Raw genomic sequence first — 26,287 nt, 5'->3', positions numbered from 1 at the left:
TTTTAATTCTCCTGTTTAAACAGCTTGTCTAATGTGTTTTCAAAGGTGTGATAATCCAGAAATTCGTAGAGTTCTTTGCGCTGTTGCATTTTGTCGAGGACGTTGACTTGGGTACCGTCATTGCGAATGGCATGCATGACTTCCAGTGCTGCCTTTTGCATGGCACGGGTCGGTGACAATGGATACAGCACCATCGAGATGCCTTGTTCTGCCAGTTGTTCTTTGGTGTAGTACGGGGTATCGCCAAATTCGGTAATGTTGGCCAGTACAGGGACACCGACTGCATCACAGACGGTTTTGTACATGGTAATGTCAGTCATTGCTTCGGCAAAGATCGCATCGGCACCGGCTTCTACACAGGCACAGGCACGGTCAATCACCGCTTGTAGGCCTTCTTTTTGTAGGGCATCGGTACGGGCCATCACCACAAAGTTTGCATCGGTTTTGGCATCAACTGCGGCTTTTACGCGATCAACCATTTCTTGTTGGGTGACAATTTCTTTGTTGGGGCGGTGGCCACAACGTTTTTGTGCTACTTGGTCTTCGATGTGCACTGCGGCTGCCCCTGCGGCAATCATTTGTTTCACAGTACGGGCAATGTTAAATGCCCCACCCCAACCGGTGTCGATATCGACCAGTAACGGGGTGTCTACACGTTCGGTAATGCGGCGTACATCTTCCAAAACATTATCCAGACTGGTCATGCCTAAGTCAGGCAATCCATAAGAGTAGTTGGCTACACCAGCACCCGAAAGGTAGATGGCCTTGTAGCCCACCTGTTTCGCCATCATTGCTGCATAAGCATTGACTGTACCGATAATTTGTAATGGTTTTTCCACTTCCAGTGCTTGTCTAAATCTTAAGCCTGCAGATCTTTGTTCTGTCATCGTCCTTTCCACGGCATTTACTTTAATTTTCGAGTTTTGAGTATAGCCATAATGACTGAATTGGCTATGACATTTTAGAATGATCACTCTAAAACTTTAGTCCCATGGTTCACGTTTTTATTGTGTAATTTTCTTCCATGCATTGGGGTTTAGTGGTAAACAGATAAGCCCCAAAACAACAATGTGTGCATATTTTTGCTATGATAGCAACCAGAGATCCACATTTATTAGGCTGTTGTTAGTTATATGCACGACTCAGTTCAACTAGAACCCCTTACACGTGACATACCTCACACAAAACGAGGTCATGAACGCTGTCTTGCATTTTTATTAAGTGCAAACGAGTTGTTTTTGCAACATGGCTACGATGCAGTTTCACTTGATGATATTGTCAATCATGCGGGTGGTTCAAAAGCATCGATTTACAAATATTTTGGAAATAAAGACGGTCTTTTTACAGCAATTTGCGACTACCGTCGTGAGCTGTTTTTTAAAGATATTTGTATGCCTTTTGATTTCACTAAGGACAATTTGCGCGTTTATTTAATACAAACCATTTTAAATATTCAAACGCATCTTGTGCTTCCAGAAAATGCCTCTTTTTTAAGACTCATTATGGAACAAGTGCAACGTAATCCACAGTTGGCCTTCCATATTCACAAACAAGGGCCTAAACATATTGAAGATGCCGTGGCTTGTGTTTTAACCAAAGCAGATGAAATAGGCATTATTCGATGTGAACACCCGAATTATTCTGCGCAGCTTTTTTTTGGCATTGTGCGCGAATTAGAGTGGCGCGTGCTTATGAACATCTATGTTGAAGAAAATGAACAAGAAAATCTAGAATATGTTCATTATTGCGTAGATCGTTTCTTAGCAGGTCATCAAAAAGTCTAGTTTTTTGCAATTTCCTTTGCATATAGTATATTAATCGACTCTCTTTTTCTTTCCACCAACCAACAACTAATTGTTGTTCTGTACCTATTTCGGTTTTCAGCAATTATTGTGGAGTAACAATGGCTCTACGTCACTTTCTTACCTTACGCGATTTATCTACTTTAGAACTGAACCAAGTTGTGCAACGCGGTATCGAACTAAAGCGTAAACAGCACAACAGCGAAGTATTCCAACCATTTGTTGGTAAAGTCATGGGTATGATTTTTGAAAAATCGAGCACCCGTACCCGTGTATCGTTCGAAGCAGGCATGAGCCAATTTGGTGGCAGTGCAATTTTCCTCTCTCCACGAGACACCCAATTGGGTCGTGGTGAACCGATTGAAGATTCAGCACGCGTGATTTCAAGCATGTTGGATATTGTGATGATCCGTACTTTTGGACATGACATTGTTGAACGTTTTGCCTCTTATTCAAAAGTTCCTGTGATTAATGCCTTGACTGATGATCACCACCCTTGCCAACTACTTGCAGATGTTCAAACTTTTGTTGAACACCGTGGGCCCATTGCAGGCAAAACGGTAGCCTGGATTGGTGATGGCAACAACATGTGTAATTCATATATTGAAGCTGCGCATATGTGGGGCTTCAAGTTAAAAATTGCTGCACCTAAAGGTTATGAACCCAAAGCAGAATTTTTAAGTGAATTTGCACATTGTGCAGAACTGGTTAACTCAGCTGAAGATGCTGCTGTAAATGCAGACCTCATCGTGACCGATGTATGGGCAAGCATGGGCCAAGAAGAAGAGCAAAAAATTCGTGAAGCGGCTTTTGCAGACTATCAAGTGAATGAACGTCTTATGGATCTTGCTCATCCTGACTGTTTATTTATGCATTGTTTACCTGCGCATCGCGGCGAAGAAATTTCTGAAAAGATGCTCGACCATAAAAATGCCGTGGTTTGGGATGAAGCTGAAAACCGCTTACATGCACAAAAAGCATTGGTTGAGTTTTTAATCAATGAAAACACTAAGAAAGATTAATTAATTTTTCCAACGAAAAGCACCTAAGGGTGCTTTTTTTATACGAGCAAAGCTATAATCGGAACATAATTTTTATAAGCGACACTTTCCATGCATTTCAAAAAAACTGGCCTGTGCCTTGCTACAATTCTGAGCTCTACTTTTTTTCAGGTTCAAGCCTCAGAGTTTGATGACTACTTACAATCCAAACAAATCATTGATCAAAATTTTAAAATTAAGCAACCAGAAACGTTGAATGAAATATTAACGGTATTAACTGCAGAAGACTCTCGAACCCTCCCAATTGAAATTGATAACAACACTATCATTGAACAATTTAATCTATATGCAGACCGTACCGAGCTTAAAGGCTTGATCATTACCCCTGATTTTGCGCAGTTTGAACAGGATTTGGGTGCGAAAGAAGTTCAAAAAGTGATTAAAAAGAATGTTGTGCAAAACTGCAATATTTTCTTCGAGCATCAATATCAACACCATAACCCCTACATTGTAAAATTACAGCTCAGCTCTGAGAAAAATAGCTACGATTTAGAACTCAAGCAAAAAGATTGTGGTATCAAATAGTACCTTTCTAGCGATTGGTTCTCTACTTTAGCGAACCAATCCTTGCGGTTGTAAGATAATCATGCCCGCGCCAATTAGTACCACTACCCCACCCATCAGGTCCCAACGGGATAAATATACTTGATCAATATAACGCAACCATAGCAATGCGGTAAAAATATAAATTCCGCCATAGGCGGCATAAATACGTCCTGACGCAGCCGGATGTAAAGTCAACAACCACACAAAAGCACCTAGCGCTAAAGCTGTAGGAATCCACAACCAATGACTTTTTCCCTGATTTAAAATCAAATAAGGGAAATAACAGCCTAATATTTCCATCACAGCGGTTACCAAAAACAGTACAAATGTACTTAAAACTTTCGTCAATTGAATGTCCATGCAACCTACTTTTGTGACTTCTAACTGTTAAATACTTTTTCAATAAAAAACCCGTGCGAACACAGGTTTTTTATTATGTAGCGATCTTTAAGCAGGTTCAGCCGTTTGGTCTTCAAAAACTTCAAGTTTTAAGCCAACCGCTTTACCATTTTCGTTCTTCACAGAGACCGCAACATTACCACCATGTTCTGCAAGCTCACCAAATAGAATCATTTCAGCCAGTGGCTTTTTCAAATGCTCTTGGATGAGTCGTTGCATTGGGCGAGCGCCCATTAAACGGTCATAGCCATTTTCAGCCATCCACTCACGTGCACTTTGATCCACTTCTAGAATGACTTTTTTATCATCGAGTTGTGCTTGCAATTCAGTTAAGAATTTATCCACTACATTTTCAATTACTGTCGTTGGTAAAGCTTTAAACTGAATCACGCTGTCTAAACGGTTACGGAACTCTGGAGAAAATGCTTTTTTCATCGCATCTTGGTTATCATTGCTATTGTCTTGATCCATAAAACCAATACTCACGCGAGAAATACTTTCCGCGCCAATATTTGTGGTCAGGACCAACACCACATTACGGAAGTCTGATTTACGACCATTGTTATCGGTCAATGAACCATGATCCATGATTTGTAGCAATAAGTTGAACACGTCTGGATGCGCTTTTTCAATCTCATCTAGCAATAATACACAGTGCGGATTTTTATGAATCGCATCGGTCAATAGACCGCCTTGATCAAAGCCCACATAACCTGGAGGCGCACCGATCAAACGTGAAACTGCATGGCGTTCCATATACTCTGACATATCGAAGCGAACCAGCTCAACACCCAGTAATTTCGCAAGCTGCTTGGTGACTTCTGTTTTCCCTACCCCAGTTGGGCCTGCAAAAACAAAACTACCCACAGGCTTATCTGGTGATTTTAAGCCTGCACGCGACAGCTTAATTGCTGAGCCTAAAGCTTCAATGGCTTCATCTTGACCAAAGACCACACGTTTTAAATCACGCTCAAGATTTTCAAGAACGGTCTTGTCATCTTTAGACACAGTTTTTGGTGGAATACGTGCAATTTTCGACACGATATCTTCAATATTTTCCACGGTAATCAAGGTGTCATCTTGTTCAGCTTTCAGACGACGTTGTGCCCCTGCTTCATCAATGACATCAATGGCTTTATCTGGCAAGAAACGATCATTAATGAACTTCGCAGACAGCTCAACCGCAGAAATTAATGCTTTGTCATCATATTTAACATGATGGAAATCCTCAAACTTGCTCTTCAAACCACGTAGAATATCAATCGTTTCTGAAATAGATGGCTCATTGACATCAATTTTTTGGAAACGGCGTGACAATGCATGATCTTTTTCAAAGACTTGGCGGTATTCTTGGAATGTGGTTGAGCCGATGCAGCGCAATGAGCCATTGGCCAAAGCGGGTTTAATCAAATTTGACGCATCCATCGTGCTGCCCATACTTGAGCCTGCACCAATAATCATGTGGATTTCGTCAATAAACAAAACTGCTTCTGGTTTCTTTTTCAACGCGTTCAAAAGCTGTTTTAAACGTTTTTCAAAGTCACCACGGTATTTGGTTCCTGCCACCAAAGCCCCAATGTCCAAACTATACACTTCAGCATTTGCCAATGGTTTCGGTGCTTTACCATTAACAATGAGCCAAGCTAAGCCTTCAGCAATCGATGTTTTACCGACACCAGGATCACCGACCAATAACGGGTTATTTTTACGACGACGGCATAGAATTTGTGCTGCACGCTCAATTTCTTTTTCACGACCAATTAAAGGATCCGTTTTACCCTTTTGTGCCTCAACATTTAAGTTGCTCGTATACAGCTCTAAAGGGCCTGCGTTGCTTGAACTAGCAGATTCACCATCGAGATCTTCAATTTCTTCTTCCACTTGCACTTCGTCTTTACGTGTGCCGTGGGCCAAGTATTGTGTCAGAGTTAAACGGTTAATTTGATGGCGTTTTAAGAGGTAGACTGCAAAAGAGTCACGCTCAGAGTACATCGCCACTAAAATATCTGCGCCTTCAACTGTACGATCACCACCACTTGATTGCACATGGAAAATTGCACGTTGTAAAATACGGTCAAAACTTTCAGTTGGATGCGGAGCTTGGTCACTGTTTTCGCCCAGTTTAGGGGTGTGCTGCTCTACATATTCTTCAAGCTCTTTGCGAAGCACAATAATATCTGCACCACAGGCTTTCAATGCATTTACGGCCGAATCATTATCGAGTAAAGCCAATAATAAATGTTCAACGGTTAGGAATTCATGTCTCTTTTGTCGAGCCATACTAACAGCCAAACGTAAGGATACTTCTAATTGACGACTGAGCATGGAACCCCCTTAATCTTTCGGCTCAATCTGACAAAGTAAAGGATGACCTTGAGACCGAGCGTAATTATTGACTTGGTTTGCTTTTGTTTCCGCGATGTCTCTCGGGTAAACGCCTGCAACACCTTTTCCTTCATAATGTACAGTTAGCATTACTTGAGTGGCTTGGTCAAGATTCAAAGCAAAGTATTGTTGTAAAATTTCAATAACAAAGTCCATTGGGGTGTAGTCATCGTTCATTAAAACGACAGCATAGAGTGGAGGACGCTTAAGTTCTGGTGGCGCGGTTTGAACAGCGACATCCCCATTTTCTTCTTCATGCGGTTCATCATTGCTCAAGCGCGGGCTGATATGCCAATCGACATAGCCAGATTCATGAAAAGACTGCTTGATTTCATTTAAACACGTTGAACGCTTAGAGATACCCATAAACTTACAATTCACAATTATTGTGCATTCGCCTCAGCCTGAGGAATTTCAGAGACAAATGCTGATTGACTTTCTACGGCTTCACCACGTGACCAACTAAAGCGTCGTGTCACTGGTGTGCTACCTGTTAAACGGACTTCGATAAACTGTGGCATAAAGCCTTTAGGCATTGTCCAACGCCCTGTTAAACGCTCATAGTTTTCAAAGTTAAAGTTTTTGTCTTCAAGAGGTACAACTAAAACCTCTGTACCACGAATGAGTCGGAGTTCAACTGTACCTGAAGCTGCACGTTTAGATGGACTGACTTGAACCAAGTCGAGTTGATATTCAAATGCATTTTCAGGCAAAGGTTTAATCGCAATATGCTGCACAGCCAGTGGAATACCGCCGCGTTGACGTAAAACCTCACGGTAAATCACAGCAGTGGTTTCAGATTGCGCTTGTTGATCTAAAGCTTTTTGCAATGACAAATACAGCTCATTTGAATTGGTCACAGCAACATCACGCTCCTGAACAGCAGCATTGTAGTTTTTATTTAAAGCATCCAGACTGGTCTTTTGCTTTTGTACCACTTCGACCAGTTGCTCAGCATCTGCATCAAAACCTACCACCGTTAAACCCTGACGATGTCCGACGGTATAGCCCAATACCCCACTTGCAACCATCAATATTGCAGCACCAATTGCCAAGGGCTTATTGGTCTGTAAAAACGGCTTTGCAGGTTCAGGCTGTTGTGACGTCATATTTGTGTCAGTGTTCGGCATCGTCATCTCTTATTTTGATTCAATTCAAAACACACATTTAAATCGAAATCTAAATGTGTGTGAAGTTTTAAAACGTTTTTTATGGTAATAAACCAATTCCGTCTAGGCCCGCAGTTTCAGCAAATCCAAACATTAAGTTCATGTTTTGAACGGCCTGACCTGCTGCCCCTTTAACCAAATTGTCTTGTACAGAAATGACCACTAATTTTTTCGGTTGTGGTTTATACAGTGCAATACGTAGTTGATTTGCGCCCCGCACAGAACGTGTCTCTGGTGAACTTCCCGCAGGCATCACATCGACAAAAGCTTCATTGGCATAAAACTGTTCATATAAACTTTGCAAATCAGCAGCTTCACCCGCATCGGTTAAGTCCACATAAATCGTGCTCAGCATGCCACGAATCATTGGCACCAAATGCGGAACAAACAAAATGTGGTTAAATACATCTTTTAAGCCTGAAATATCTTCCAACGCTTCCACAATTTCAGGATGATGACGGTGACCTGCAACGCCATAAGCTTTGAAATTATCAGCATTTTCAGAATAGATCATACCAAGGCTGGCTTTACGACCAGCACCAGACACACCCGATTTTGCATCAATAATAATGCTTTCAGGTTTAACTAATGTGTCGTTTTGCTTAAATAACGGCGCTAAACCCAGTTGTACTGTTGTTGGATAACAACCAGGGTTACCAATGACATTGGCTTGTTTAATCTGCTCACGGTTTAATTCTGATAAACCATAAACCGAGTCTTTCAGTAGTTCAGGGCACGCATGCTGCATACCATACCATTTTTCAAACTGTTCTAAGTCTTGTAAACGAAAGTCTGCGGCAAGGTCAATCACTTTAGTATTTGCAGCCACCAACTCTTCGGCATACTTCATGGCAACGCCATGCGGTGTCGCAAAGAACACCACATCACATTTTTTCAGTTCATCAATATTCAAATCTGAATATTTGAGTTCGGTATGTCCACGTAGGCTTGGGAACATATCATCTACACGGCGACCGTCTTCTGTACGCGATGTTAATACGCTTACTTGCACATTTGGGTGTCGTAGTAAAAGACGCAACAATTCAACGCCTGTATAACCTGTACCGCCGACAATACCAACTGAAATCACGTGTATTACCTCAAACTTAAACTGTCCATTTCGTAACTGCCTAGTATGACAGGAAGTTTCTGCTTTCTAAACTGTTTTACTTGGAATTTATGCGTTTTTAGTGCTATCGACACCTAATGAGACGCATCCAATATACTCTGTGCAGGCTCAAAACCAATCTGATTTCGTCCCGAATGTTTCGCCTGATATAACAATTGATCGGCAGTATGTATGGCATATTTTAAGTTGGGTTGATGTACTGCAGCCAGTCCAAAACTTGCTGTCACGGCAATACTTTTTGAGGATAATTGTGCATCGGCAATACCTAAACGAATACGATTGGCAATGTTATAAGCCAGCGTGGGGTCATCAATTTGCAATAAGACAATGAACTCTTCCCCGCCAAAACGCCCCACTAAGTCATGATCACAGACGTTTTGCCCAATAATTTGACCGACTTGTTGTAAAATTTGATCACCCACCAAATGCCCATAGGTGTCATTAATTTTCTTAAAATGGTCAATATCACACATGAGCAAGAAATAAGACTGTTTAGAGAGCTGATGCAACTTTCGTTTAGCGGCTTCGTTAAAGCCACGTCGATTGAATAAATGTGTTAGCGGATCTCTTAGCCGCTCATCATTGAGTTGATGGATAATATCGCGCACCAAGGTTCCGAGCAGCACTATTGCAAACCACATACTTAAGATAATGCTCGCAGCAAGCATCATCAACCACCAGACTGAGTTTGCCAGCATGTCTACTTCGATATTTCTTAAAAAGAGAAAAATAATGATTCCGCGAACAAAGGTATACAGCACAATAAACAAGTAGGAAAAGTCGACTATTTTATTGAGCAAATCAATCCCTTGATAATGTTTAAACATTGAAAACAAAACCAAAAACTCAACCAATGCAATTGAAATGTTCAGAATCAGCATCCTGATCCACAGTTGATCATCTACATAGGAATAATAACTCAGTGAAAGTAAAGCCATTACGACCAAGGCCAGACACCAATATGGACGTGCATTCGCATTCTTTCTTAAGCCCATAGCATAAGCGCTGGCCCATGCACCAAACAAATACATACTGCCTAAAATGGGTGCCGACAAAGCCAACTGCTTATTCGACATAAAACTTTGTGCCGCCACAGAAAACGAAGGCACAATATATCCAAGCCCGAGCCACAATAAATATGAGGGAGCCCTAAAAGCAAAATGACATATTAAAAGTAAGCTTCCCATTAAAATCAGGCAAGCTGGAACGATTAATATAAAATAGTGGATATCTGTAAAATTCACATTTGAGGTCTTTGGACTGAAATTGAGGAATGTTTACCTTAGATCATGAAGTTTAGAGCATTTTTTGACTAACGCTCAATCAATCAGAAGAAATTATTTTTAAATTTTGCACGTAAAATTAACTTTAAACGCTTGCCCACCAATACGGCAATGCGGTTGTTTTTAAGGTTTTTCGATGCTGTTGAAAAGTGGCATCATATTTGGCAACTTCCGCCCAAAAACGTGCACTATGATCAAAATGTTGCGTATGTGCGAGTTCATGCACACAGACGTAACGCGTAATGACTTCAGGAAACAGCACTAGAGCACTGTTAAGCATGATGTCATATTTGGCACTACAACTCCCCCAGCGGGTCTTGGGCTGACGAATTGAACATTGTGCAAATTTTAAACCAGTTTCATGACTAATCTGTTGCAAATAAACAGGCAAGTGCTGTTTGGCATATGCAATTACAAAAGATTTTAAATAACTTTCGGGCTGACGGTCACTGATCCAAAGCTGGTGATTATCCTCATCCAAAATATATGCATTTTTTTGTGTTTGATAGCTCACCGTTAAAGCATTTTGGCGATTAAATAACCGTAATTCTGTGGGAAGGGTTTGATCTATCTGTAGCAGACTGGCTTGTTGCTTCTGCCAAGTTTCAACCATCCACTGTTCAGATTGATTTAAAAAATCCTGAATTTGCCGTTTGCTACAAAATTTAGGCACGGTTAAACGAATTTGAGTTGGTTCAACACGAAGTCGTAACCGGGTCGCACGTGCATGATGGGTGATTTGAATTTCAGGTAGGTCTGCTAAGGTCATTAATATTATTCTTTTATTGAATCATCCTCCCGACCCTCCTTTTGAAAGGAGGGAGAAAAACATAAGATAAAAATGTTTTTGCTTTTAGCCCCTCTTTTTAAAAGAAGAGCTCAGGGAAGATTTAAAATTAAACCACGGTACGCTCTTCAATACCACTGTCTGTTGCAACAACTGCCACATCTGCTTTATTGATTGCAAAAATACCATTACACACCACACCTGGAATGTCGTTAATGGTTTTTTCAAGCTCAAGCGCATTTAAGATATTTAAGTTATAAACGTCTAAAATCACGTTACCGTTATCCGTCACCACGCCTTCACGGTAAGCAGGATCACCACCAAGTGAGACAATTTTACGTGCCACAGCTGAACGAGCCATTGGAATCACTTCAATCGGAAGTGGAAAGTCGCGGCCCAATTGATCGACCCACTTAGAGTCATCCACAATACAAACAAATTTTCTCGCAATTGAAGCCACAATTTTCTCGCGAGTCAGTGCGGCGCCACCGCCTTTGATCATATGCATATGACGGTCAATTTCATCTGCCCCATCGACATAGGCATCTAAACCGCCGACAGAGTTCATATCAACCACTTCAATGCCTAATTTCTTTAAGCGCTCAGCCGTTGCTTCTGAACTTGCCACAGCCGCTTCAAGCTGAAGTTCTGGTAAAAGTTCAATTAAGAAATTTACGGTGCTGCCTGTACCCACCCCTAAAATGCCACCTTTAGGTAAGTGCTTTAAGGCAGCTTTTGCAGCAGCTTGCTTTTTTTCATCTTGGGTAGCATACAGACTCATAATTTGGCTCAACTATTTTTTGACATTTGTTGCTGATTTTACAGCCCAAATGTACAGGGGTTTGTTACAATGATCCTCTATTTTAAACTGTTAAATGGGAAATTAACATGCTGTCTCGTTTGGTTCGACAAATATTACAAGCAACAGTCTACGATGTTGCAATCGAAACTCCACTCGAAGCGGCACCTCGAATTAGTGAGAAACTCAATAACAACATTCGTTTTAAACGTGAAGACTTACAACCAGTCTTTTCATTTAAGCTACGCGGTGCCTATAACCGCATTAGCCAACTTCCTAGAGCTCAACTTGAACGTGGCGTGATTACTGCATCTGCTGGCAACCATGCCCAAGGCGTAGCACTGTCAGGTAAAAAACTCGGGATTCGTGCCATTATTGTGATGCCGAAAACTACCCCAGATATTAAAGTTCAGGCAGTCAAACGCTTAGGCGGTGAAGTGGTTCTCCACGGCGACTCTTTTGATGTTGCCAACAAATACGCAATTCAACGTGCCGCAGAAGACGGTATGAGTTTTATCCCTCCCTATGACGATGAACTGGTCATGGCAGGTCAAGGCACGATTGGCAATGAAATTTTGCGCCAATGGCGCGATGTCGACTACGTTTTCGTCGCTGTTGGTGGCGGCGGTTTAATTGCTGGTATAGCAGCCTACTTAGGCGATGTTGCACCACATGTCAAAGTTATTCCTGTTGAATATGACGAATCTGCTTGTTTAAAAGCCGCATTTGAAGCAGGTGAACGCGTAGTACTGCCTCAAGTTGGTCTATTTGCTGATGGCACAGCTGTAGCACAAATTGGTGAAAAACCATTTGAAGTGATTCAACTACAAAAGTCGGATAACTCAGGCCCGATCGTTGAGCGTGAAGTGGTTTTAGTCAATACCGATGAAATTTGTGCCGCCATTAAAGACACCTATGATGAATGTCGTAGCATCGTTGAACCATCGGGTGCGATGGCCTTGGCAGGGATTAAAAAATATGTTGAAACTCACGAGCTGATTGGGCAAAACATCGTTTCAATTGTATGCGGTGCCAACATGAACTTTGACCGTTTACGTTATATTGCAGAACGTACTGAATTGGGTGAACGTAAAGAAGCTATTTTTGCGGTGACCATTCCAGAGAAAAAAGGTTCATTCCTGAATTTCTGCCGAGCGCTACAGGGCCGTAATATCACCGAGTTTAACTACCGTGCGAGCGATGCCAGTGCAGCGCAAGTCTTTGTCGGGATTAGCTTAAAAGGCGGTGAAAAAGAGCGTCACGATATTTTTGAAGCGCTGAAAACGCAGTTCGATGTCGATGACTTGTCTGATGATGAGGTGGCAAAACTGCATATTCGCTACCTAATTGGTGGTCATGCAGACCTTGAAAATGAGCGTTTGTTCCGTGTTGAGTTCCCTGAACGTCCAGGTGCACTGTTAATGTTCCTCGAACGCCTTGGCCCTACGCATAACATTACCCTATTCCACTACCGCAACCATGGTGCGGCGGAAGGTCGTGTCCTTGTTGGTTTAGAAGCAAGTGATGCGAAACAAAACCCAGATGGGTTGATTGAAACCTTAGAAAGTATTTCGTATCCATATGAAGAAATTACCAATAACCTAGGTTATCAACGTTTCTTAAAATAAAAGATTCAATACATACATAAAACCGCCCTTCGAGGCGGTTTTATTCTATGAGCTGCAGCGGCTCTTCATCACCAAACGTGTGGTTATACGTGACAATAATCCTGTCGATCAGTTCATCATTATGCGGTACCAACAGCCAATAGGGGTTCTCTCGCTCAATAACCAGTAAACTGAGTTCATAAGGCTCAATAAAAATTTTAATGTGGTTAAAAATAACATCAAAACTAAATTCAAAATCATAACCATGCATGTCTGAGGTTTCTTCTTCCTCACTGTCATACATTTGATAAAAAGACGCCATATCATCATTGATTTGGTTTTTCAGCTCGTCTAAGTCAATACCTAACTGTTGGAGTCGATGGCATTCATCAATACCATTTTGTCGAAAATCATCGAGCTCTATTTTTTGAATGTTTGAATAATAGCTATTCAACCAACGTACAAAGTGCTCGAACTCATCTTGTTCTTCTGGAATTGCGGTATCATTCAATTCTGGAAACGCGATCCTCAGGGATTCATACAGTGTCTTCCGCATTTATATACTCCTTTGGATGAGTGATATATTGGTATAAGGCAAAGCGCGGTTGATCGAAAATAGCGTGTCTGTATAAAGATGACATCTTGTGAAATTTGGCACAACATTCGTTAACAATCGACGTATAAAAAAATTTAAAGGAAAGATGACATGGCACAATTTGCAGTGATTGGTTTAGGAAGCTTTGGAGCCACAGTTGCAACTCAACTCATTGAACTGGGACATGATGTCATTGGTATCGATAGTGAAAAAAAATATGTTGAAAATATTTCTGAGCAGGTGACCCATGCTGTCATCGCCGACGCAACAGATGAACATGTCCTCGATGAATTAAATATTAAAAACTGCGATGCCGTGGTGGTCGCAATTGGTGAAAATATTGAAGCCAGTATTTTGTGTGTGCTGCACCTCAAAAATATTGGGGTTGAAAAAATTTGGGTCAAAGCCAAATCAAAGTCGCACCATATGATTTTAAGCCATTTAGGGATTAGTAAAATTATTCACCCTGAAGAGGACATGGGCGTGCGGATTGCGCAGTCTTTATGCTATCCCATGGTCAGTCGCTATATGGCGCTTGAAGATAACCACTATATTGTCAAAATTGAAATTGATGAAAAACTACAAGGGACTCGCTTCCGCCAACTGATGGATCAAGCACCTGATGTGAAAACATTACTCCATAAACGCGGAAAAAACGTTTTGTACAGCATTGACCCCAATTTAATTTTACAAGTGGGTGATATTCTTGTTGTTGAAGGTTTAGTTGAAACATTACGTCGTCTTTCAGCACGGTTCAAATCATGAAAAAAGTCAAAGAATGGCAAACCCCACAAAACAGTACCATTAATTTAAGCCCGCCCAGCCTGCTGGCTTTGGGTTTTTTGAGCTTTATTATTATTGGGACTCTATTATTAAAGTTACCCATTTCGCACCACGGTGAACTCAGTTGGATTCACTCTTTGTTCACCGCCAGCTCAGCAGTCACCATTACGGGACTGTCTGTGGTGAATGTCGGTGAAACTTTTACCGTAACAGGTAAAATCATCATCATGCTACTGATTCAAATTGGTGGCTTAGGCTTTATGACTTTTGCAATTTTAGCCGCACTGAGTCTGTCGACCAAACTCGGTTTAAAGCAACAAATCATGGCGCAAGAGACCATTGGCCAAACCAGCTTATCCAAAGTATCCTTCACCATTAAAGGGGTACTGCTGTATTCCTTATTTTTTGAAGCGATCGGCACGGTTATTTTGACCATTGCATGGTTAGAAGATTACAACTTCAATCAAGCTCTGTTTTATGCGGCTTTTTACAGTGTATCCGCATTTAACAATGGTGGCTTTTCACTGTTTCCCAACAGTCTAATGAGCTTCTCGGGTCAGTATCTCATTACCTTTACCATCAGTATGCTATACATCATTGGTGGGACAGGTTTTGTGGTGTTAATGGACATTAAACGCAGCAAACGTTGGAAAGGCTTAAGTACCAATAGCAAACTGATTTTATCCACCATTGCAGGTTTGAACCTGATTGCTTTTGTTCTCTTATGGGCGATTGAATCGAACAATCCCCTCACTTTAGCGCCAATGAGCTTAGGTGACCAAGCTTTAAATGCATGGTTCCATGCCACCGTGCCTCGTTCATCGGGCTTTAACAGTCTTGATTTAGCACAAATGAAAGATGCTTCGACCCTCGTGACCATGTTACTGATGTTCATTGGGGGCGGCTCGATGAGTACCGCGGGCGGGATTAAAGTAGGTACTTTTATTATTGTTTTACTCAGCGTGATTAGCTTCCTTAGACGTGAAGATGAAATTCGTGTGTTCAATCACTCTGTTTCTCAAAAAACCTCTTTTAAGGCGATGGCTGTCGTCTCTATTACTACAGCACTTATTTTCTTAGGCATCTTTAGTTTATCTTTAATCGAACCTAATCATCAGTTTATGGATTTGTTATTTGAAGCCATTTCCGCTGCTTGTACTGTCGGTTTGTCACGTGGCATCACCGGCGAACTTCAACCTGCAAGTTTATTTATTCTGATGCTCTTGATGTTTGCAGGTCGTTTAGGTCCTTTAACGCTGGCCTACCTGATAGCAACGCCGAAAAAGAGCCGCCTAAAACACCCAACTGCTGATATTCAAATTGGTTAAGAAACCTAACACTTAAACATAAAAAAACCACGTATCAAACGTGGTTTTTTTATGTTTCTAAATTAGTACCAATTCATTAAAGACACGCCCAAGCCCACATAAGTCGCTCGGTGGTTATAATCAATTAAACTTTCGCCATAACCATCAAACAACTGGAAATGGCCACGCAACTTCCCTGAAATAGGAAAAGCCCAGTCAAACTGTGCAGCACCGCGCGAGTCATCGCCACCTTTTAAACTATGGCGTAGCATGACTGAAAAATCATGTTCATTCCAACGGTAGAATGCTGTTAAATCACCCCGTCCGACATAATCCTTAATATCAGGGTTATTATCATCATCGGCGTCTTCGTCTAGACGGTACCAAGGGCGCAGCATGAGCGCAAAGTTGTCTCTTTCTAAACCCACATTCAACATGACACGGTTCCAACTACGTGACAGCGGATCGGAACGACCATTAGACTGGTGATTGAAAGTTAATCCCAGTAAGCGACCATTTAAACCCAACAATTCATAATTGGTGCGGAAAACCAAACTGGCTTCAGGCTCATAGTTTGTTTCACGGAACGGACGTGATTCATCACTATTATAAAGCTGCCAACGAGAAGACTGGGTATAACCCAACCAAACATCACCATTGTCCCCAAATAGGTTTTCCACCGCTTTAGTTTTTAAAGACAGTTGGAATTTCGCTTCCATTGACTTTAGGTTCTGATCTTCATCCACCGTATTGGTCGGATTTGGACTTTGTGGATATTCATTTTTATCTGTCGTCCAAAAACCAGGCATTAAATACACAGGTTGGTAGGCACGAATATTCCAAGTTCCCAGTTTGCTTTCTGGTGAAAGCTCCCAACGGCTATCCATTAAAGATAAATTTGGCGATATTTTAGGGCCTTCCGAAGCAAAGACAGAGCTTACACTTTGTGCAATCTTCCCTGTGATATTTTCAGGTTCTGGTGCAATTTCCATAGCTGCACGTTGCTCAGAAACAATATGTGGTTTTACCGCTTCAGGAATTTTAAATAATGCATCATAACAAGCCAAACGGTCTGCATTCGATGCTAATGCAACACATGCCTCGGCTGTTGCAGGAGCTGCGGGTACTTCGGAAATTTGTGCATGTGTTTTAGCGACACCCAAAGTACTGAGTACAGTCATGCTCAGTACTAAAGTTGAACGCTCAAATGATTTGAACGCCATACGACCCTCTTATTGTTTTACTGAACTTGTTGAATACTAAAACCTAACTCAATTAAAGTATCACGCTTCGCCATAGGTGCAACCACAGCTTTCGTTGGTTTTTGTTCAAGCAAGTATTGTACCGCCACACGTTGCAAGTCCTCTAAACCCACAGCCAAAAGACGGCTACGTAACTGCTTACGGAAGGCTGGCGTACGTGCATGTAAAAGTGCATAACATGCCGTAATCGCTTCACCCGCTGGTGAACCTGGTTTGTCCATACCAGCAATCAAACCTAAAATTGCTTCTTCAAGCTGATGAGGCTTTTGCTCAGTATTGAGCAACCATTGCACACTGGCTTCAAAGTCATTGAAGGTTTCAGCCAAACGCGGGTCACGATAGCTATAGAAGCGGAATGAACATGCATTGCCGTCATAGCTTGCGCCACCACCATAAGCCCCACCTTTTTCACGAATTGCACTGTGTAAGAAACCATTACGCAAGTACGCTGCCAGTACCATCAGCGGTGCAGCATCTGGATGTGACACCTCAACAGCCTGATAAGCCGATGAACAGAATTGAACATTGGCTTGAATTAACCACGCCTCATCTGCATCAGTATCAACCTGCTCAGTAGCTTTTAAAGTCACAGTTTGCTCAGGAATAGCTAACTTGTCCCACACATTTTGAACTTCTTCAACCAAACGGTCTGACTGATGTTCTTCACAAACCAGTAAGAACTGTTTTGGTGCTTGTAAAAGTTTTAAATGAATCGCTTTTAATTCATTGATCAAATCATCATAAGCTGCTGCATCTTTTTCAATACGGCTGACTAGATCGCCTAACCAGTTTAATGCACCTAAGCCCGTGTTGTGATAATCACGTTTTGCCAAAGCACTGTGGTTACGTCCTGCAATTTGCATGGCATAACTGTGACCTGAACCTGAAAGACGGGATGCCCAACGTGTTTTACGTTGTTGCAATAACTCAACAATGCGATCTTTTTCGTCAAAACGAAGTTGTTCAAATGCCAACTTCAACAAAGCAATACTGTCAAAATTACTCACCAACGATTTTGTGGTCAGCGTTAACCATGCACTGATTTGATTTTTGTCATTTACTTGAGAACGTAAAGAGGCGCCCATACCTAAACCACCACTCACCGCAGTTTGTAGTTGTTGTAGTTCAAGATAGTCATACTGACCTGCACCAACTTCACCCATCAAAATGGATAGCAAGTTAAAGTAAGGTGACTGCACTACATCTTGCGGAATTTCAATCAGTACTTGGTTGTAGTAAATACCGTTGGTACCCGCATGATAAAGATTCAACGGATAATCGATACGATTTGAGATAATCTCGCGCAACTGCCCTTGTACAATTTGCAGTTCAGCAGGCACATCTTCCAAGCCCACTTTTGGCAAAAGATTAAGGTCATCAGGGGTATCTTGACGGACTTTAAGTGCTTCAGTTTGTGCTTCAATTTCTGCTTTTTCAGCGTCTGTTAGCTGCGCACCTATTTCGGCTAAACGTGCTTTTTCTGCCGCTGCTTCTACTGCAGATTTATTGGCATCAGGCACCAAAGTCATTTGTACACGGTGCGGGTTATCAATCAAATAGGTTTTGATTAAGTTTGACAACCACATTGGATCTTTCAGTTCTTCTTTTACCGCAGCAATGGCTGAGTCCACATCCCATACAGTGACTGGGTCGCTGTGGTGAATCGCACTGCCCAAACCATTTAAAATCAGGCTTAGACCGTAAGGCATGCCATCGCCATTGATTTCACGTTGGTGCAATTCAATTTGATGTAAAATCGCATCCACCATGTTTTGATCGACAGGTTTCGAAGCAACATCTTCTAAAACCTTAAACACACCTGCTTTAAACTCAGCTGTATGTTCAGGGTTTGAACCTTGTACGCCACAGTAGAAAGTCATTTCGTAGTTTGAATCATCTACACCCATAATCGGGCCAGTAGACTGTGCATAACCACAGGTCTCTAAATAATGACGCAATGGAGAAGCTGAATCTTCTAACAATACACCTTCAACAAGGCGCATACCTAAGCGTAGTTTGATCTCACTGGCTTTAGGCAATAACCACGAAATAATGTGATAAGTTTTGTCTTTTAAATCTTCTGCATCTACCGCATAGGTTTCAGTCACTTCTAGTGGCGCAGTCAAACGGCGCTCTTCTTTAGAAAAGAGCGTTTCACCTTTTGAAAACTTGGCCAAGGCTAAAGTTTCAAACTGCTCTTGTAGATTGTAAGCAGGCTCATTACCAAAGGTCATGAAAACTGCGTTACTTGGGTGATAATGCGACTTGTAGAAATCCACTAACTCAGGGTAAGTCAAGTCTGGAATATCTTTAGGGTCGCCACCTGAGTTGTAGTGATAAGTGGTTTCAGGGAATAAGTGGTGCGCTAACTGATGATACAACTGGTCTGAAGGCGAACTCATAGCCCCTTTCATTTCGTTGAAAACCACACCTTTATAAACAGGCTCACCGTTTTCAAGCTCAATGCGGATTCCTTCTTGGGCAAAATCCAGCGGATTCAAATTGGCTGCAAAAGCCGCATCTAAATACACTTCGAGTAAATTTTGGAAATCTTTCTTATTCTGAGTCGCAAATGGATACGCTGTCCAGTCCGCCGCAGTAAAGGCGTTCATAAAAGTGTTCAGTGAACGACGAATCATTAAAAAGAACGGATCACGAACAGGAAACTTTTCCGAACCGCACAGTGCTGTGTGTTCTAAAATATGCGCTTCGCCTTTTGAATCCATAGGTTGGGTGCGAAAGGCAACCAAGAATACATTTTCATCATGATTGGTGGCCAAGTGATAATGCACTGCCCCAGTGACTTTATGTTTATATTCAGACACTAAAATGTCTAAAGCTTCAACATGGTGTTGACGTACCAACTGAAACGCAGGATGTACAGTTTGAGAAATGGTTTCAGTGACATCTACAGTCATGTGATCTCCTAACAATAATTAATACACTGCCTGCATTATAGCTTTAGTTGTCAAAAGATTTCACGCTGAAAACCCGAGTAATTTGCTGGAAATTTGAAAAGCATCTCGCTGCTTTCCAAATTTCAGTCTTTTTGAGGGAAGCGTTCTCAAAAAGTAAAACTAGATGAGATATTTAAAATAATTATAGTTCGGGTGATTTTCTACAAAAACATAGTTTTGCTTTTGATAAAAACTGGCTGCTGACAAATCTGCGGTATTTAAACACAGTGCAGAAAAGTTCGGACGTGCACATTTTTCTAGATGCGCCAACAACTGACGACCCACACCGCTCTTACGGTATTTAGGATGTACATAAAAACGACGTACGCGCCCAATACGCGCCTCGATTTCATTCTCACCCCATTGTTGATTTAAACCGCCACAGGCAATCAATTGGTCTTGATCATAGGCCAATAACAACACCTCACCCGTTTGATCAAAACGATTTTTTCCACTTTGATATTCTTCGATCAAGCGGGTCAACGGTTCATATCCTTCTTTTGCCGCCAGTTGTGCTAAAGCTTGTATTTGAGGAGGTAATTGTTCTGCCGCTTGAATTAAAATTTCCATCTAAACTTCCTTGAATATGAGCAAAGCCATTTCACTACATTTGCCACGTAAATAAAATGAATTTTCCTCAACAAACTACAGCAATCTTGAGCATTGGTGTAAAATGTCGCTTTATTTTCAATACGTGACGAAAAAAGACATGGCAACTGTTGATCTTTTTGCAATTGGTAATGCACTAATCGACCAAGAATTTAAAGTCTCTGACGACTTCCTTATTCAACAACATTTGCAAAAAGGCACTATGCAGTTAACTGATGGTGAAACACAAGCAGATCTTTACAAAAAATTAAAAGAAACACAAAGCTATAAAGGTCAGGCTTCAGGTGGTTCAGCAGCCAACACCACCGTTGCTTTTAGTGCCTTGGGTGGTTCAGCATTTTATGCATGCCGCGTGGGCAATGATGAACTAGGACAAACTTACCTCAACGGTTTGCACGAAGCAGGCATTAAAAACACTGAAAAATCAATCAGTGAAGGCGTAACAGGCACGTGTATGGTTCTAGTCAGTGAAGACTCTGAACGCACTATGCATACCTATTTAGGTATTACAGCCGAGTTAACTGAACAACAGATTGACTTTGAACCCTTAAAAACAGCGAAATGGCTCTATATCGAAGGTTATCTTTCAACCAGCGATAGCGCACGTTTAGCTGTTAAGCAGGCGCGTGAAATTGCCAAAGCTCATGGTGTTAAAATTGCATTAACCCTATCTGACCCTGCGATGGTGCAATACGCGCGTCAGGGTCTAGATGAAATGATTGCAGATGGTGTGGACTTATTGTTCTGTAACCAACAAGAAGCCATGATGTACACCGAAACTGAAACAGTTGAGGCGGCTTTAGCAAAACTCAAAACACTAAGCCAGCATGTGGTGATTACGCTTTCAGCTGAAGGTGCACTTATTTCAAATGCACAAGAAACATTTAATGTCGCGGGTCGTAAAGTACACGCTATCGATGCCAATGGTGCAGGTGATGCCTTTGCTGGTGCCTTCCTCTATGCTGTGAATGCAGGCTTAGGCTTACATACAGCTGCGCAACTTGCAATTTTGATTTCAAGTGAAGTGGTGTCTCAGTTTGGCCCTCGTTTAGCTGTGGCAGATTACGCCGAATTGCTCCAACAACTGCAAAAGGAATGTGCATGATGCAAAAAATTTGCATGACAGAAGACATCCCAGAACGCGAAGCGCGTTCTTTTGAAACACCTAAAGGGGATACGATTTTTATCACCCAACGTGACGGTGCCTTCTTTGCTTACCAAAACATTTGCCCACATTTGCAAGTTGAACTTGAATTTTTGGAAAACCAGTTTTTAGACCGCGACCAAGAATTTATTGAATGTTCGACCCATGGTGCGCTATTTATGGTGGAAACAGGTGAATGCATTTCTGGCCCATGCCAAGGCGAAGCACTTGAAAAAGTAGCGATTACCGTGCATTCTGACGGTGGGATTTATCTCACAGAAGAATAATGAAATTGGACGTGCACCATGTATGAGTTGTTACATCACCCTGACTTGATGCTCTTTCATTTCAGCTTATTGACTTTAGTCATACTCAGCATGGTGGAAACCTTAGGCTACTTTTTTAAATCCCGCCCAAGTCATTTCCTCAAAAGGCTCTCGCCGCAAAAACTGACTGAATCTCCACTGCTGGACGTTAAGTTTTCTAAAGTGCTGATTGTCGTTTTTCTCTTACTTAATTTTAGTGTTGCAGGTTATTTCCTTCAGTTCTGCATCTACGCCAAAGAACAAGCGTTTACTTCGGCTTACTATCTGATCTTGCCCGCGCTAATTATTGCAATTTTCTTTACCGTTTTTATGATCCACTGTTTGGATCAAGTTATTAAACCCAGACCTGATAAAAAACAAACCAACTTACTGGGTCGTCTGGCGACTATCTCCAGCGGGAATGCACGTCCTGGTTTTTCGGCTCAAGCTCGCGTTCGCGATGAATATGGTCAGCTACACTATGTGCAAGTTGAACCTGAGTTTGGTGAACTTGAATTTCAGTCACAAATTATTCTCATTCGTCTAAAAAAGTCACATTACATAGCAAAGAAAATTTCAAAATCCAATCAACTTTTTAGTGGTGAAAGTACGCGCTAAACAAGCACCCCATCTGATCCCATTTCAACGCTGTACGCCTTTATGAGCAAGTTTATCCTTTGCCATGCCTAACCTACCAAGATCTTGATACAGCGTCAACCTCCAAAAACGCCTCACAACGCGTTGTTTAAATCGAACCCTTGCCTCATCTTCTTGTTCAATCTTTTATAGCAATCTTTCATTCACAATCCAGCTTTCTACAATTTAAAAATATTTGCGCAAAATAAGCTCAGGATGAGAATTTTACTCCCCGCCTCTGCCTTCAAGCTTATATGACACAATAAAAGACTTTTTAATATGAATTCGATTTTCAATTCCTAATTTCCTTGTGGTATATGCAACAGATCAAATCATCCATGATTCATATCCGTTAAAATCCATCATTTAAAAGCCCTATCACTTTTATATTCTTAAGACGAATTATCAATAAAATAACGATAAACGTTAAATATAAGCGTTTTAGTCGGATTTAAAATAAATATATACAAGTATTTTAGTCAAGTATTTAAATAAAAACATAAGTAATTTGGTCAACTTTAAAATACAAAAATATTAGTTTATTTTTCATCACATCATTATTTTAAGTTCATGTATTTAAAAGACTTAATAATATATTTTTTATTTAAGTTTAAAGACTATTTATCTTTTGTATGTTTTTGTTTAATAATATATAGCAAGTTAAAAAATAGGCTTTGTGAAATGAGCTTAGTCCCCAAAAATCTCAATCAAAAAGTCACCAGAGAGATTGTGGCCATTTTAATCATTAAGGTGATTATTTTAATGGTCATTAAGAACATCTGGTTTGACGCCCCGACTATTCCTAAAAATTTTGACAATCAAGTTGCTGAGCGTATTGCAGGCAATCCATCCCCAATCAAGGAGACACGTTGATGATATCTGAAAGCGTGGTCGATCTTTCGCGGTTCCAGTTCGCTATGACCGCGATGTATCACTTTATTTTTGTTCCACTTACACTGGGGCTTGCCTTTATTCTTGCCATTATGGAAACCACCTATGTGATTTCAGGTAAAGAAATTTATAAAGACATGACCAAGTTTTGGGGGAAACTCTTCGGTATTAACTTCGCTTTAGGGGTCACTACTGGCTTAACCATGGAGTTCCAGTTCGGGACTAACTGGGCATATTACTCACACTATGTGGGGGATATTTTCGGTGCTCCATTAGCCATTGAAGGATTAATGGCATTCTTCTTAGAATCGACATTCATCGGTCTGTTCTTCTTTGGATGGGATCGCTTATCCAAAGTGCAGCACTTATGTGTGACATGGCTGGTTGCACTCGGTTCTAATATGTCTGCCTTATGGATTTTGGTTGCAAATGGTTGGATGCAAAACCCTGTCGGTTCTGTCTTTAACTATGAAACCATGCGCATGGAACTGGTAGATTTTGGTGCTCTCATTTTTAACCCAGTTGCACAGGTAAAATTTGTACATACCGTGTCTGCGGGTTATGTGACAGGTGCTATTTTCGTCCTTGCTATTTCAAGCTACTACTTACTGAAAAAACGCGATATTCCGTTTGCGCGTCGTTCATTTGCCATTGCCGCAATTTTTGGTTTAGCTTCAACACTTTCAGTGATTTTACTGGGCGATGAGTCAGGTTATGAACTGGGTGATGTTCAAAAAACTAAACTCGCGGCCATTGAAGCAGAATGGGATACTCACCCTGCACCTGCACCCTTTACTTTGTTTGGTATTCCAAATAAAGAAACCATGACTACAGATTATGCAGTGAAAATTCCATATGTGATGGGTCTTATTGCAACACGTTCTTTAGACAAAGAAGTGACTGGTATTAAAGATTTGATCGTACAACACGAAGATCGTATTCGTAACGGTATGGTGGCTTACTCACAACTGGAAAAACTACGCGCAGGTGATACTTCTCCAGAGCTAAAAGCTGCCTTTGCTGAAACTCAAAAAGACTTGGGTTATGGCTTACTGCTGAAGAAATACACACCAAATGTAGTTGATGCATCTGAAGATCAAATCAAATCTGCTGCAAAAGACACGATTCCTCACGTGCCAAGCTTATTCTGGGCATTCCGTGCCATGGTTGTATCTGGTTTCCTTATGCTGTTGTTATTTGCTCTAGCAACCTTTGCTGTGGCAAAACGCAATGCAGAAAACAAACCATGGTTACTGAAGTTCGCGCTTTTCGCTCTGCCTCTGCCATGGATTGCTGCACAAACAGGTTGGTATGTTGCAGAAGTAGGTCGTCAGCCGTGGACGATTGGTGAAGTTCTACCTACACACTTGTCAGCATCGAGCTTAAGCACAGGTGATGTGTGGGGTTCTATCGCTGCTTTAGCTGCGTTCTATACCGTTCTTTTGATTATTGAAATGTATTTAATGATCAAATTCTCACGTCTTGGTCCAAGTTCGCTTCACACTGGTAAATACCATTTTGAAAAATTTGAAGCAGCTCGTAATGAGGAGACTCAAGCATGATCGAATATGAATTACTCAAAATCATTTGGTGGGTTTTAGTCGGTGTCTTGCTGATTGGCTTTGCTCTCACCGATGGCTTCGATATGGGCTCTATGGCGATCATGCCATTTGTGGGCAAAACAGATGAAGAACGCCGTGCGGCCATCAACACTATCGCTCCGCACTGGGACGGTAACCAAGTTTGGTTCATTACTGCTGGCGGTGCATTGTTTGCCGCATGGCCAATGGTTTATGCAACAGCATTCTCAGGCATGTATTGGGCGCTACTGTTGGTACTGTTTGCCCTATTCTTACGACCTGTAGGTTTTGACTACCGCTCTAAACTGCAAAATACCAAATGGCGTACGTCATGGGACTGGGGTTTAGCCGTGGGTGGTGCTGTGCCTGCACTGGTCTTCGGTGTGGCGTTTGGGAACATGTTCTTAGGCGTGCCATTTAGCTTAGATGATACCGTCCGTTCAACTTATACAGGGAGCTTCTTTGCCCTACTCAACCCATTTGCTTTAGTCTGCGGTCTCGTTAGCTTATCAATGCTATGTGCACACGGCGGTGCATGGCTCATGCTTCGTACCGATGGTGACTTACGCAGACGCTCAGCTCAAGCAACGAAACTTATGGGCATTGTTTACCTCATCTGTTTCTTAGGTGCTGGTGCTTGGTTGTACTTTGGTGGAATCGAAGGTTATACCTTAGTCACTCCATTTGACACCAACGGTGTTGCTAACCCATTGGCAAAAGAAGTGTTGACCAATGCCAACCATGGCTGGATGAACAACTACTCGACTTACCCAATTACCATGATTGCGCCTATCGCTGGTATCTTAGGTGGTTTAATTGTGGTGCTTGCAGCAGGCAAAAACAAAGCGGGCTTTAGCTTCTTAGGTTCGAGTTTAGCGGTCGTGGGTGCAATTTTAACTGCTGGTTTTGCGCTGTTCCCATTCTTAATGCCATCAAGCATTCAACCTGTTGCAAGCTTGACCATGTGGGATGCAGTTTCAAGTAAAACGACGTTAACTGTAATGACAGTTGCAGCATGTATCTTTGTCCCACTCATTTTGTGCTATACCACTTGGTGTTACTACAAAATGTGGGGTGTTATTACCAACACACACATTAAAGAGAATTCACACAGCCTTTACTAAGGCTGTGTCTAAGGAGATCAAATTATGTGGTATTTTGCATGGATTCTCGGCATTTTGATGGCTTGCTTTGCAGGTGTACTCAGTGCTTTGTATATCGAACATCATCAAGACCTTGATGAGGAATAAA

Annotated in this window: 26 protein-coding genes; 13 read left to right on the top strand and 13 right to left on the bottom strand. The window is 41.5% G+C overall.

Annotation, left to right across the window (positions count from 1 at the left end):
* Positions 1 to 2: 2 nt before the first annotated feature.
* Positions 3 to 887, bottom strand: coding sequence for a methylisocitrate lyase (gene prpB, locus HYI04_RS03240; RefSeq protein WP_004696708.1), 885 nt, complete (start codon positions 885 to 887; stop codon positions 3 to 5).
* A gap of 246 nt (positions 888 to 1,133) precedes the next feature.
* Between prpB and HYI04_RS03235 the strand changes: the two genes are divergently transcribed.
* The 3 genes from HYI04_RS03235 (at position 1,134) to HYI04_RS03225 (ending at position 3,388) form a co-directional block, all read left to right on the top strand.
* Entirely contained in the window at positions 1,134 to 1,784 is a 651-nt protein-coding gene (locus HYI04_RS03235) for a TetR/AcrR family transcriptional regulator (RefSeq protein WP_005401081.1), read from the top strand.
* 119 nt (positions 1,785 to 1,903) lie between these two features.
* The gene (argF, locus tag HYI04_RS03230) at positions 1,904 to 2,824 is read left to right on the top strand and encodes an ornithine carbamoyltransferase (protein WP_010326946.1); all 921 of its coding nucleotides are present in this window, start codon (positions 1,904 to 1,906) and stop codon (positions 2,822 to 2,824) included.
* A gap of 90 nt (positions 2,825 to 2,914) precedes the next feature.
* Positions 2,915 to 3,388, top strand: a complete 474-nt coding sequence (locus HYI04_RS03225; RefSeq protein WP_010326947.1) for a hypothetical protein — start codon at positions 2,915 to 2,917, stop codon at positions 3,386 to 3,388.
* 27 nt (positions 3,389 to 3,415) lie between these two features.
* Here the strand turns inward: HYI04_RS03225 and HYI04_RS03220 are convergent, their stop codons facing one another.
* The 8 genes from HYI04_RS03220 to rpiA all read right to left on the bottom strand — a co-directional run bounded on the left by HYI04_RS03220 (position 3,416) and on the right by rpiA (position 11,342).
* Complete coding sequence (locus tag HYI04_RS03220) at positions 3,416 to 3,769, bottom strand: YnfA family protein (RefSeq protein WP_010326948.1); 354 nt, start codon at positions 3,767 to 3,769, stop codon at positions 3,416 to 3,418.
* A gap of 87 nt (positions 3,770 to 3,856) precedes the next feature.
* On the bottom strand, positions 3,857 to 6,133 hold the full coding sequence (clpA, locus tag HYI04_RS03215; protein WP_010326949.1) for an ATP-dependent Clp protease ATP-binding subunit ClpA: 2,277 nt from the start codon (positions 6,131 to 6,133) through the stop codon (positions 3,857 to 3,859).
* Positions 6,134 to 6,142: 9 nt separating this feature from the next.
* Positions 6,143 to 6,559 carry an ATP-dependent Clp protease adapter ClpS gene (gene clpS, locus HYI04_RS03210; protein ID WP_004981811.1) on the bottom strand — a complete coding sequence of 139 codons (417 nt, stop codon included), beginning with the start codon at positions 6,557 to 6,559 and terminating at the stop codon, positions 6,143 to 6,145.
* A 17-nt stretch (positions 6,560 to 6,576) separates the two neighbouring features.
* The gene (locus HYI04_RS03205) at positions 6,577 to 7,323 is read right to left on the bottom strand and encodes a DUF6776 family protein (RefSeq protein WP_010326950.1); all 747 of its coding nucleotides are present in this window, start codon (positions 7,321 to 7,323) and stop codon (positions 6,577 to 6,579) included.
* 79 nt (positions 7,324 to 7,402) lie between these two features.
* Positions 7,403 to 8,458 carry an N-acetyl-gamma-glutamyl-phosphate reductase gene (argC, locus tag HYI04_RS03200; RefSeq protein WP_171056745.1) on the bottom strand — a complete coding sequence of 352 codons (1,056 nt, stop codon included), beginning with the start codon at positions 8,456 to 8,458 and terminating at the stop codon, positions 7,403 to 7,405.
* Positions 8,459 to 8,565: 107 nt separating this feature from the next.
* The gene (locus tag HYI04_RS03195) at positions 8,566 to 9,600 is read right to left on the bottom strand and encodes a GGDEF domain-containing protein (protein WP_010326952.1); all 1,035 of its coding nucleotides are present in this window, start codon (positions 9,598 to 9,600) and stop codon (positions 8,566 to 8,568) included.
* 259 nt (positions 9,601 to 9,859) lie between these two features.
* On the bottom strand, positions 9,860 to 10,543 hold the full coding sequence (locus HYI04_RS03190; RefSeq protein ID WP_010326953.1) for a SprT family zinc-dependent metalloprotease: 684 nt from the start codon (positions 10,541 to 10,543) through the stop codon (positions 9,860 to 9,862).
* A 127-nt stretch (positions 10,544 to 10,670) separates the two neighbouring features.
* Positions 10,671 to 11,342 (bottom strand): ribose-5-phosphate isomerase RpiA, encoded by a 672-nt coding sequence (rpiA, locus tag HYI04_RS03185; RefSeq protein ID WP_178895831.1) that lies wholly within the window; start codon positions 11,340 to 11,342, stop codon positions 10,671 to 10,673.
* 107 nt (positions 11,343 to 11,449) lie between these two features.
* On the opposite strand from rpiA, the gene ilvA reads away from it, so the two are divergent.
* Positions 11,450 to 12,988 carry a threonine ammonia-lyase, biosynthetic gene (ilvA, locus tag HYI04_RS03180; protein WP_178895830.1) on the top strand — a complete coding sequence of 513 codons (1,539 nt, stop codon included), beginning with the start codon at positions 11,450 to 11,452 and terminating at the stop codon, positions 12,986 to 12,988.
* 40 nt (positions 12,989 to 13,028) lie between these two features.
* Here the strand turns inward: ilvA and HYI04_RS03175 are convergent, their stop codons facing one another.
* Entirely contained in the window at positions 13,029 to 13,523 is a 495-nt protein-coding gene (locus HYI04_RS03175; protein ID WP_178895829.1) for a hypothetical protein, read from the bottom strand.
* 150 nt (positions 13,524 to 13,673) lie between these two features.
* Here HYI04_RS03175 and HYI04_RS03170 point away from each other — a divergent pair, with 150 nt between their 5' ends.
* Together HYI04_RS03170 and HYI04_RS03165 are read left to right on the top strand one after the other, a co-directional pair.
* Positions 13,674 to 14,327, top strand: coding sequence for a TrkA family potassium uptake protein (locus HYI04_RS03170; protein ID WP_178895828.1), 654 nt, complete (start codon positions 13,674 to 13,676; stop codon positions 14,325 to 14,327).
* Entirely contained in the window at positions 14,324 to 15,673 is a 1,350-nt protein-coding gene (locus HYI04_RS03165) for a TrkH family potassium uptake protein (RefSeq protein ID WP_178895827.1), read from the top strand. The genes HYI04_RS03170 and HYI04_RS03165 overlap by 4 nt, the downstream gene beginning before the upstream one ends.
* Positions 15,674 to 15,735: 62 nt before the next feature.
* On the opposite strand, the gene HYI04_RS03160 is transcribed toward HYI04_RS03165, so the two are convergent.
* The 3 genes from HYI04_RS03160 to HYI04_RS03150 form a co-directional block, all read right to left on the bottom strand.
* Entirely contained in the window at positions 15,736 to 16,875 is a 1,140-nt protein-coding gene (locus tag HYI04_RS03160; RefSeq protein ID WP_178895826.1) for a phospholipase A, read from the bottom strand.
* Positions 16,876 to 16,892: 17 nt separating this feature from the next.
* A complete protein-coding gene (locus tag HYI04_RS03155) occupies positions 16,893 to 19,832 on the bottom strand; it encodes an insulinase family protein (RefSeq protein ID WP_094149052.1) in 2,940 nt (979 codons plus the stop codon).
* Between the two features lie 159 nt (positions 19,833 to 19,991).
* Positions 19,992 to 20,441: a GNAT family N-acetyltransferase gene (locus HYI04_RS03150; protein WP_010326959.1), complete on the bottom strand. Its 450-nt coding sequence runs from the start codon at positions 20,439 to 20,441 to the stop codon at positions 19,992 to 19,994.
* 139 nt (positions 20,442 to 20,580) lie between these two features.
* Between HYI04_RS03150 and HYI04_RS03145 the strand changes: the two genes are divergently transcribed.
* The 7 genes from HYI04_RS03145 to cydX all read left to right on the top strand — a co-directional run bounded on the left by HYI04_RS03145 (position 20,581) and on the right by cydX (position 26,286).
* A complete protein-coding gene (locus HYI04_RS03145; protein WP_010326960.1) occupies positions 20,581 to 21,585 on the top strand; it encodes an adenosine kinase in 1,005 nt (334 codons plus the stop codon).
* Positions 21,586 to 21,599: 14 nt separating this feature from the next.
* Positions 21,600 to 21,911 carry a Rieske (2Fe-2S) protein gene (locus HYI04_RS03140; protein WP_010326961.1) on the top strand — a complete coding sequence of 104 codons (312 nt, stop codon included), beginning with the start codon at positions 21,600 to 21,602 and terminating at the stop codon, positions 21,909 to 21,911.
* Positions 21,912 to 21,929: 18 nt separating this feature from the next.
* Positions 21,930 to 22,547: an OB-fold-containig protein gene (locus HYI04_RS03135; protein WP_010326962.1), complete on the top strand. Its 618-nt coding sequence runs from the start codon at positions 21,930 to 21,932 to the stop codon at positions 22,545 to 22,547.
* Positions 22,548 to 23,246: 699 nt separating this feature from the next.
* A complete protein-coding gene (gene cydP / locus HYI04_RS03130) occupies positions 23,247 to 23,438 on the top strand; it encodes a cytochrome oxidase putative small subunit CydP (RefSeq protein ID WP_004696660.1) in 192 nt (63 codons plus the stop codon).
* Entirely contained in the window at positions 23,438 to 25,018 is a 1,581-nt protein-coding gene (locus HYI04_RS03125; RefSeq protein ID WP_010326963.1) for a cytochrome ubiquinol oxidase subunit I, read from the top strand. Before cydP ends, HYI04_RS03125 begins: the two co-directional genes overlap by 1 nt.
* Positions 25,015 to 26,160, top strand: a complete 1,146-nt coding sequence (gene cydB / locus HYI04_RS03120; protein WP_004981849.1) for a cytochrome d ubiquinol oxidase subunit II — start codon at positions 25,015 to 25,017, stop codon at positions 26,158 to 26,160. The genes HYI04_RS03125 and cydB overlap by 4 nt, the downstream gene beginning before the upstream one ends.
* Before the next feature lie 24 nt (positions 26,161 to 26,184).
* Positions 26,185 to 26,286: a cytochrome bd-I oxidase subunit CydX gene (gene cydX / locus HYI04_RS03115; protein WP_002120988.1), complete on the top strand. Its 102-nt coding sequence runs from the start codon at positions 26,185 to 26,187 to the stop codon at positions 26,284 to 26,286.
* Position 26,287 lies beyond the last annotated feature (1 nt).

Source organism: Acinetobacter sp. SwsAc2 (assembly GCF_013391465.1).
Lineage (GTDB): Bacteria > Pseudomonadota > Gammaproteobacteria > Pseudomonadales > Moraxellaceae > Acinetobacter > Acinetobacter johnsonii.
Note: the sequence above shows the minus strand (reverse complement) of the source record. Positions and strands in the feature narration are given on the sequence as shown.

What these genes read in the sequence shown, in the direction of transcription:
- prpB (WP_004696708.1), bottom strand. Translation starts at nt 887, where the DNA reads ATGACAGAACAAAGATCTGCAGGCTTAAGATTTAGACAAGCACTGGAA.
- HYI04_RS03235 (WP_005401081.1), top strand. Translation starts at nt 1,134, where the DNA reads ATGCACGACTCAGTTCAACTAGAACCCCTTACACGTGACATACCTCAC.
- argF (WP_010326946.1), top strand. Translation starts at nt 1,904, where the DNA reads ATGGCTCTACGTCACTTTCTTACCTTACGCGATTTATCTACTTTAGAA.
- HYI04_RS03225 (WP_010326947.1), top strand. Translation starts at nt 2,915, where the DNA reads ATGCATTTCAAAAAAACTGGCCTGTGCCTTGCTACAATTCTGAGCTCT.
- HYI04_RS03220 (WP_010326948.1), bottom strand. Translation starts at nt 3,769, where the DNA reads ATGGACATTCAATTGACGAAAGTTTTAAGTACATTTGTACTGTTTTTG.
- clpA (WP_010326949.1), bottom strand. Translation starts at nt 6,133, where the DNA reads ATGCTCAGTCGTCAATTAGAAGTATCCTTACGTTTGGCTGTTAGTATG.
- clpS (WP_004981811.1), bottom strand. Translation starts at nt 6,559, where the DNA reads ATGGGTATCTCTAAGCGTTCAACGTGTTTAAATGAAATCAAGCAGTCT.
- HYI04_RS03205 (WP_010326950.1), bottom strand. Translation starts at nt 7,323, where the DNA reads ATGCCGAACACTGACACAAATATGACGTCACAACAGCCTGAACCTGCA.
- HYI04_RS03190 (WP_010326953.1), bottom strand. Translation starts at nt 10,543, where the DNA reads ATGACCTTAGCAGACCTACCTGAAATTCAAATCACCCATCATGCACGT.
- rpiA (WP_178895831.1), bottom strand. Translation starts at nt 11,342, where the DNA reads ATGAGTCTGTATGCTACCCAAGATGAAAAAAAGCAAGCTGCTGCAAAA.
- ilvA (WP_178895830.1), top strand. Translation starts at nt 11,450, where the DNA reads ATGCTGTCTCGTTTGGTTCGACAAATATTACAAGCAACAGTCTACGAT.
- HYI04_RS03175 (WP_178895829.1), bottom strand. Translation starts at nt 13,523, where the DNA reads ATGCGGAAGACACTGTATGAATCCCTGAGGATCGCGTTTCCAGAATTG.
- HYI04_RS03170 (WP_178895828.1), top strand. Translation starts at nt 13,674, where the DNA reads ATGGCACAATTTGCAGTGATTGGTTTAGGAAGCTTTGGAGCCACAGTT.
- HYI04_RS03165 (WP_178895827.1), top strand. Translation starts at nt 14,324, where the DNA reads ATGAAAAAAGTCAAAGAATGGCAAACCCCACAAAACAGTACCATTAAT.
- HYI04_RS03160 (WP_178895826.1), bottom strand. Translation starts at nt 16,875, where the DNA reads ATGGCGTTCAAATCATTTGAGCGTTCAACTTTAGTACTGAGCATGACT.
- HYI04_RS03155 (WP_094149052.1), bottom strand. Translation starts at nt 19,832, where the DNA reads ATGACTGTAGATGTCACTGAAACCATTTCTCAAACTGTACATCCTGCG.
- HYI04_RS03150 (WP_010326959.1), bottom strand. Translation starts at nt 20,441, where the DNA reads ATGGAAATTTTAATTCAAGCGGCAGAACAATTACCTCCTCAAATACAA.
- HYI04_RS03145 (WP_010326960.1), top strand. Translation starts at nt 20,581, where the DNA reads ATGGCAACTGTTGATCTTTTTGCAATTGGTAATGCACTAATCGACCAA.
- HYI04_RS03140 (WP_010326961.1), top strand. Translation starts at nt 21,600, where the DNA reads ATGACAGAAGACATCCCAGAACGCGAAGCGCGTTCTTTTGAAACACCT.
- HYI04_RS03135 (WP_010326962.1), top strand. Translation starts at nt 21,930, where the DNA reads ATGTATGAGTTGTTACATCACCCTGACTTGATGCTCTTTCATTTCAGC.
- cydP (WP_004696660.1), top strand. Translation starts at nt 23,247, where the DNA reads ATGAGCTTAGTCCCCAAAAATCTCAATCAAAAAGTCACCAGAGAGATT.
- HYI04_RS03125 (WP_010326963.1), top strand. Translation starts at nt 23,438, where the DNA reads ATGATATCTGAAAGCGTGGTCGATCTTTCGCGGTTCCAGTTCGCTATG.
- cydB (WP_004981849.1), top strand. Translation starts at nt 25,015, where the DNA reads ATGATCGAATATGAATTACTCAAAATCATTTGGTGGGTTTTAGTCGGT.
- cydX (WP_002120988.1), top strand. Translation starts at nt 26,185, where the DNA reads ATGTGGTATTTTGCATGGATTCTCGGCATTTTGATGGCTTGCTTTGCA.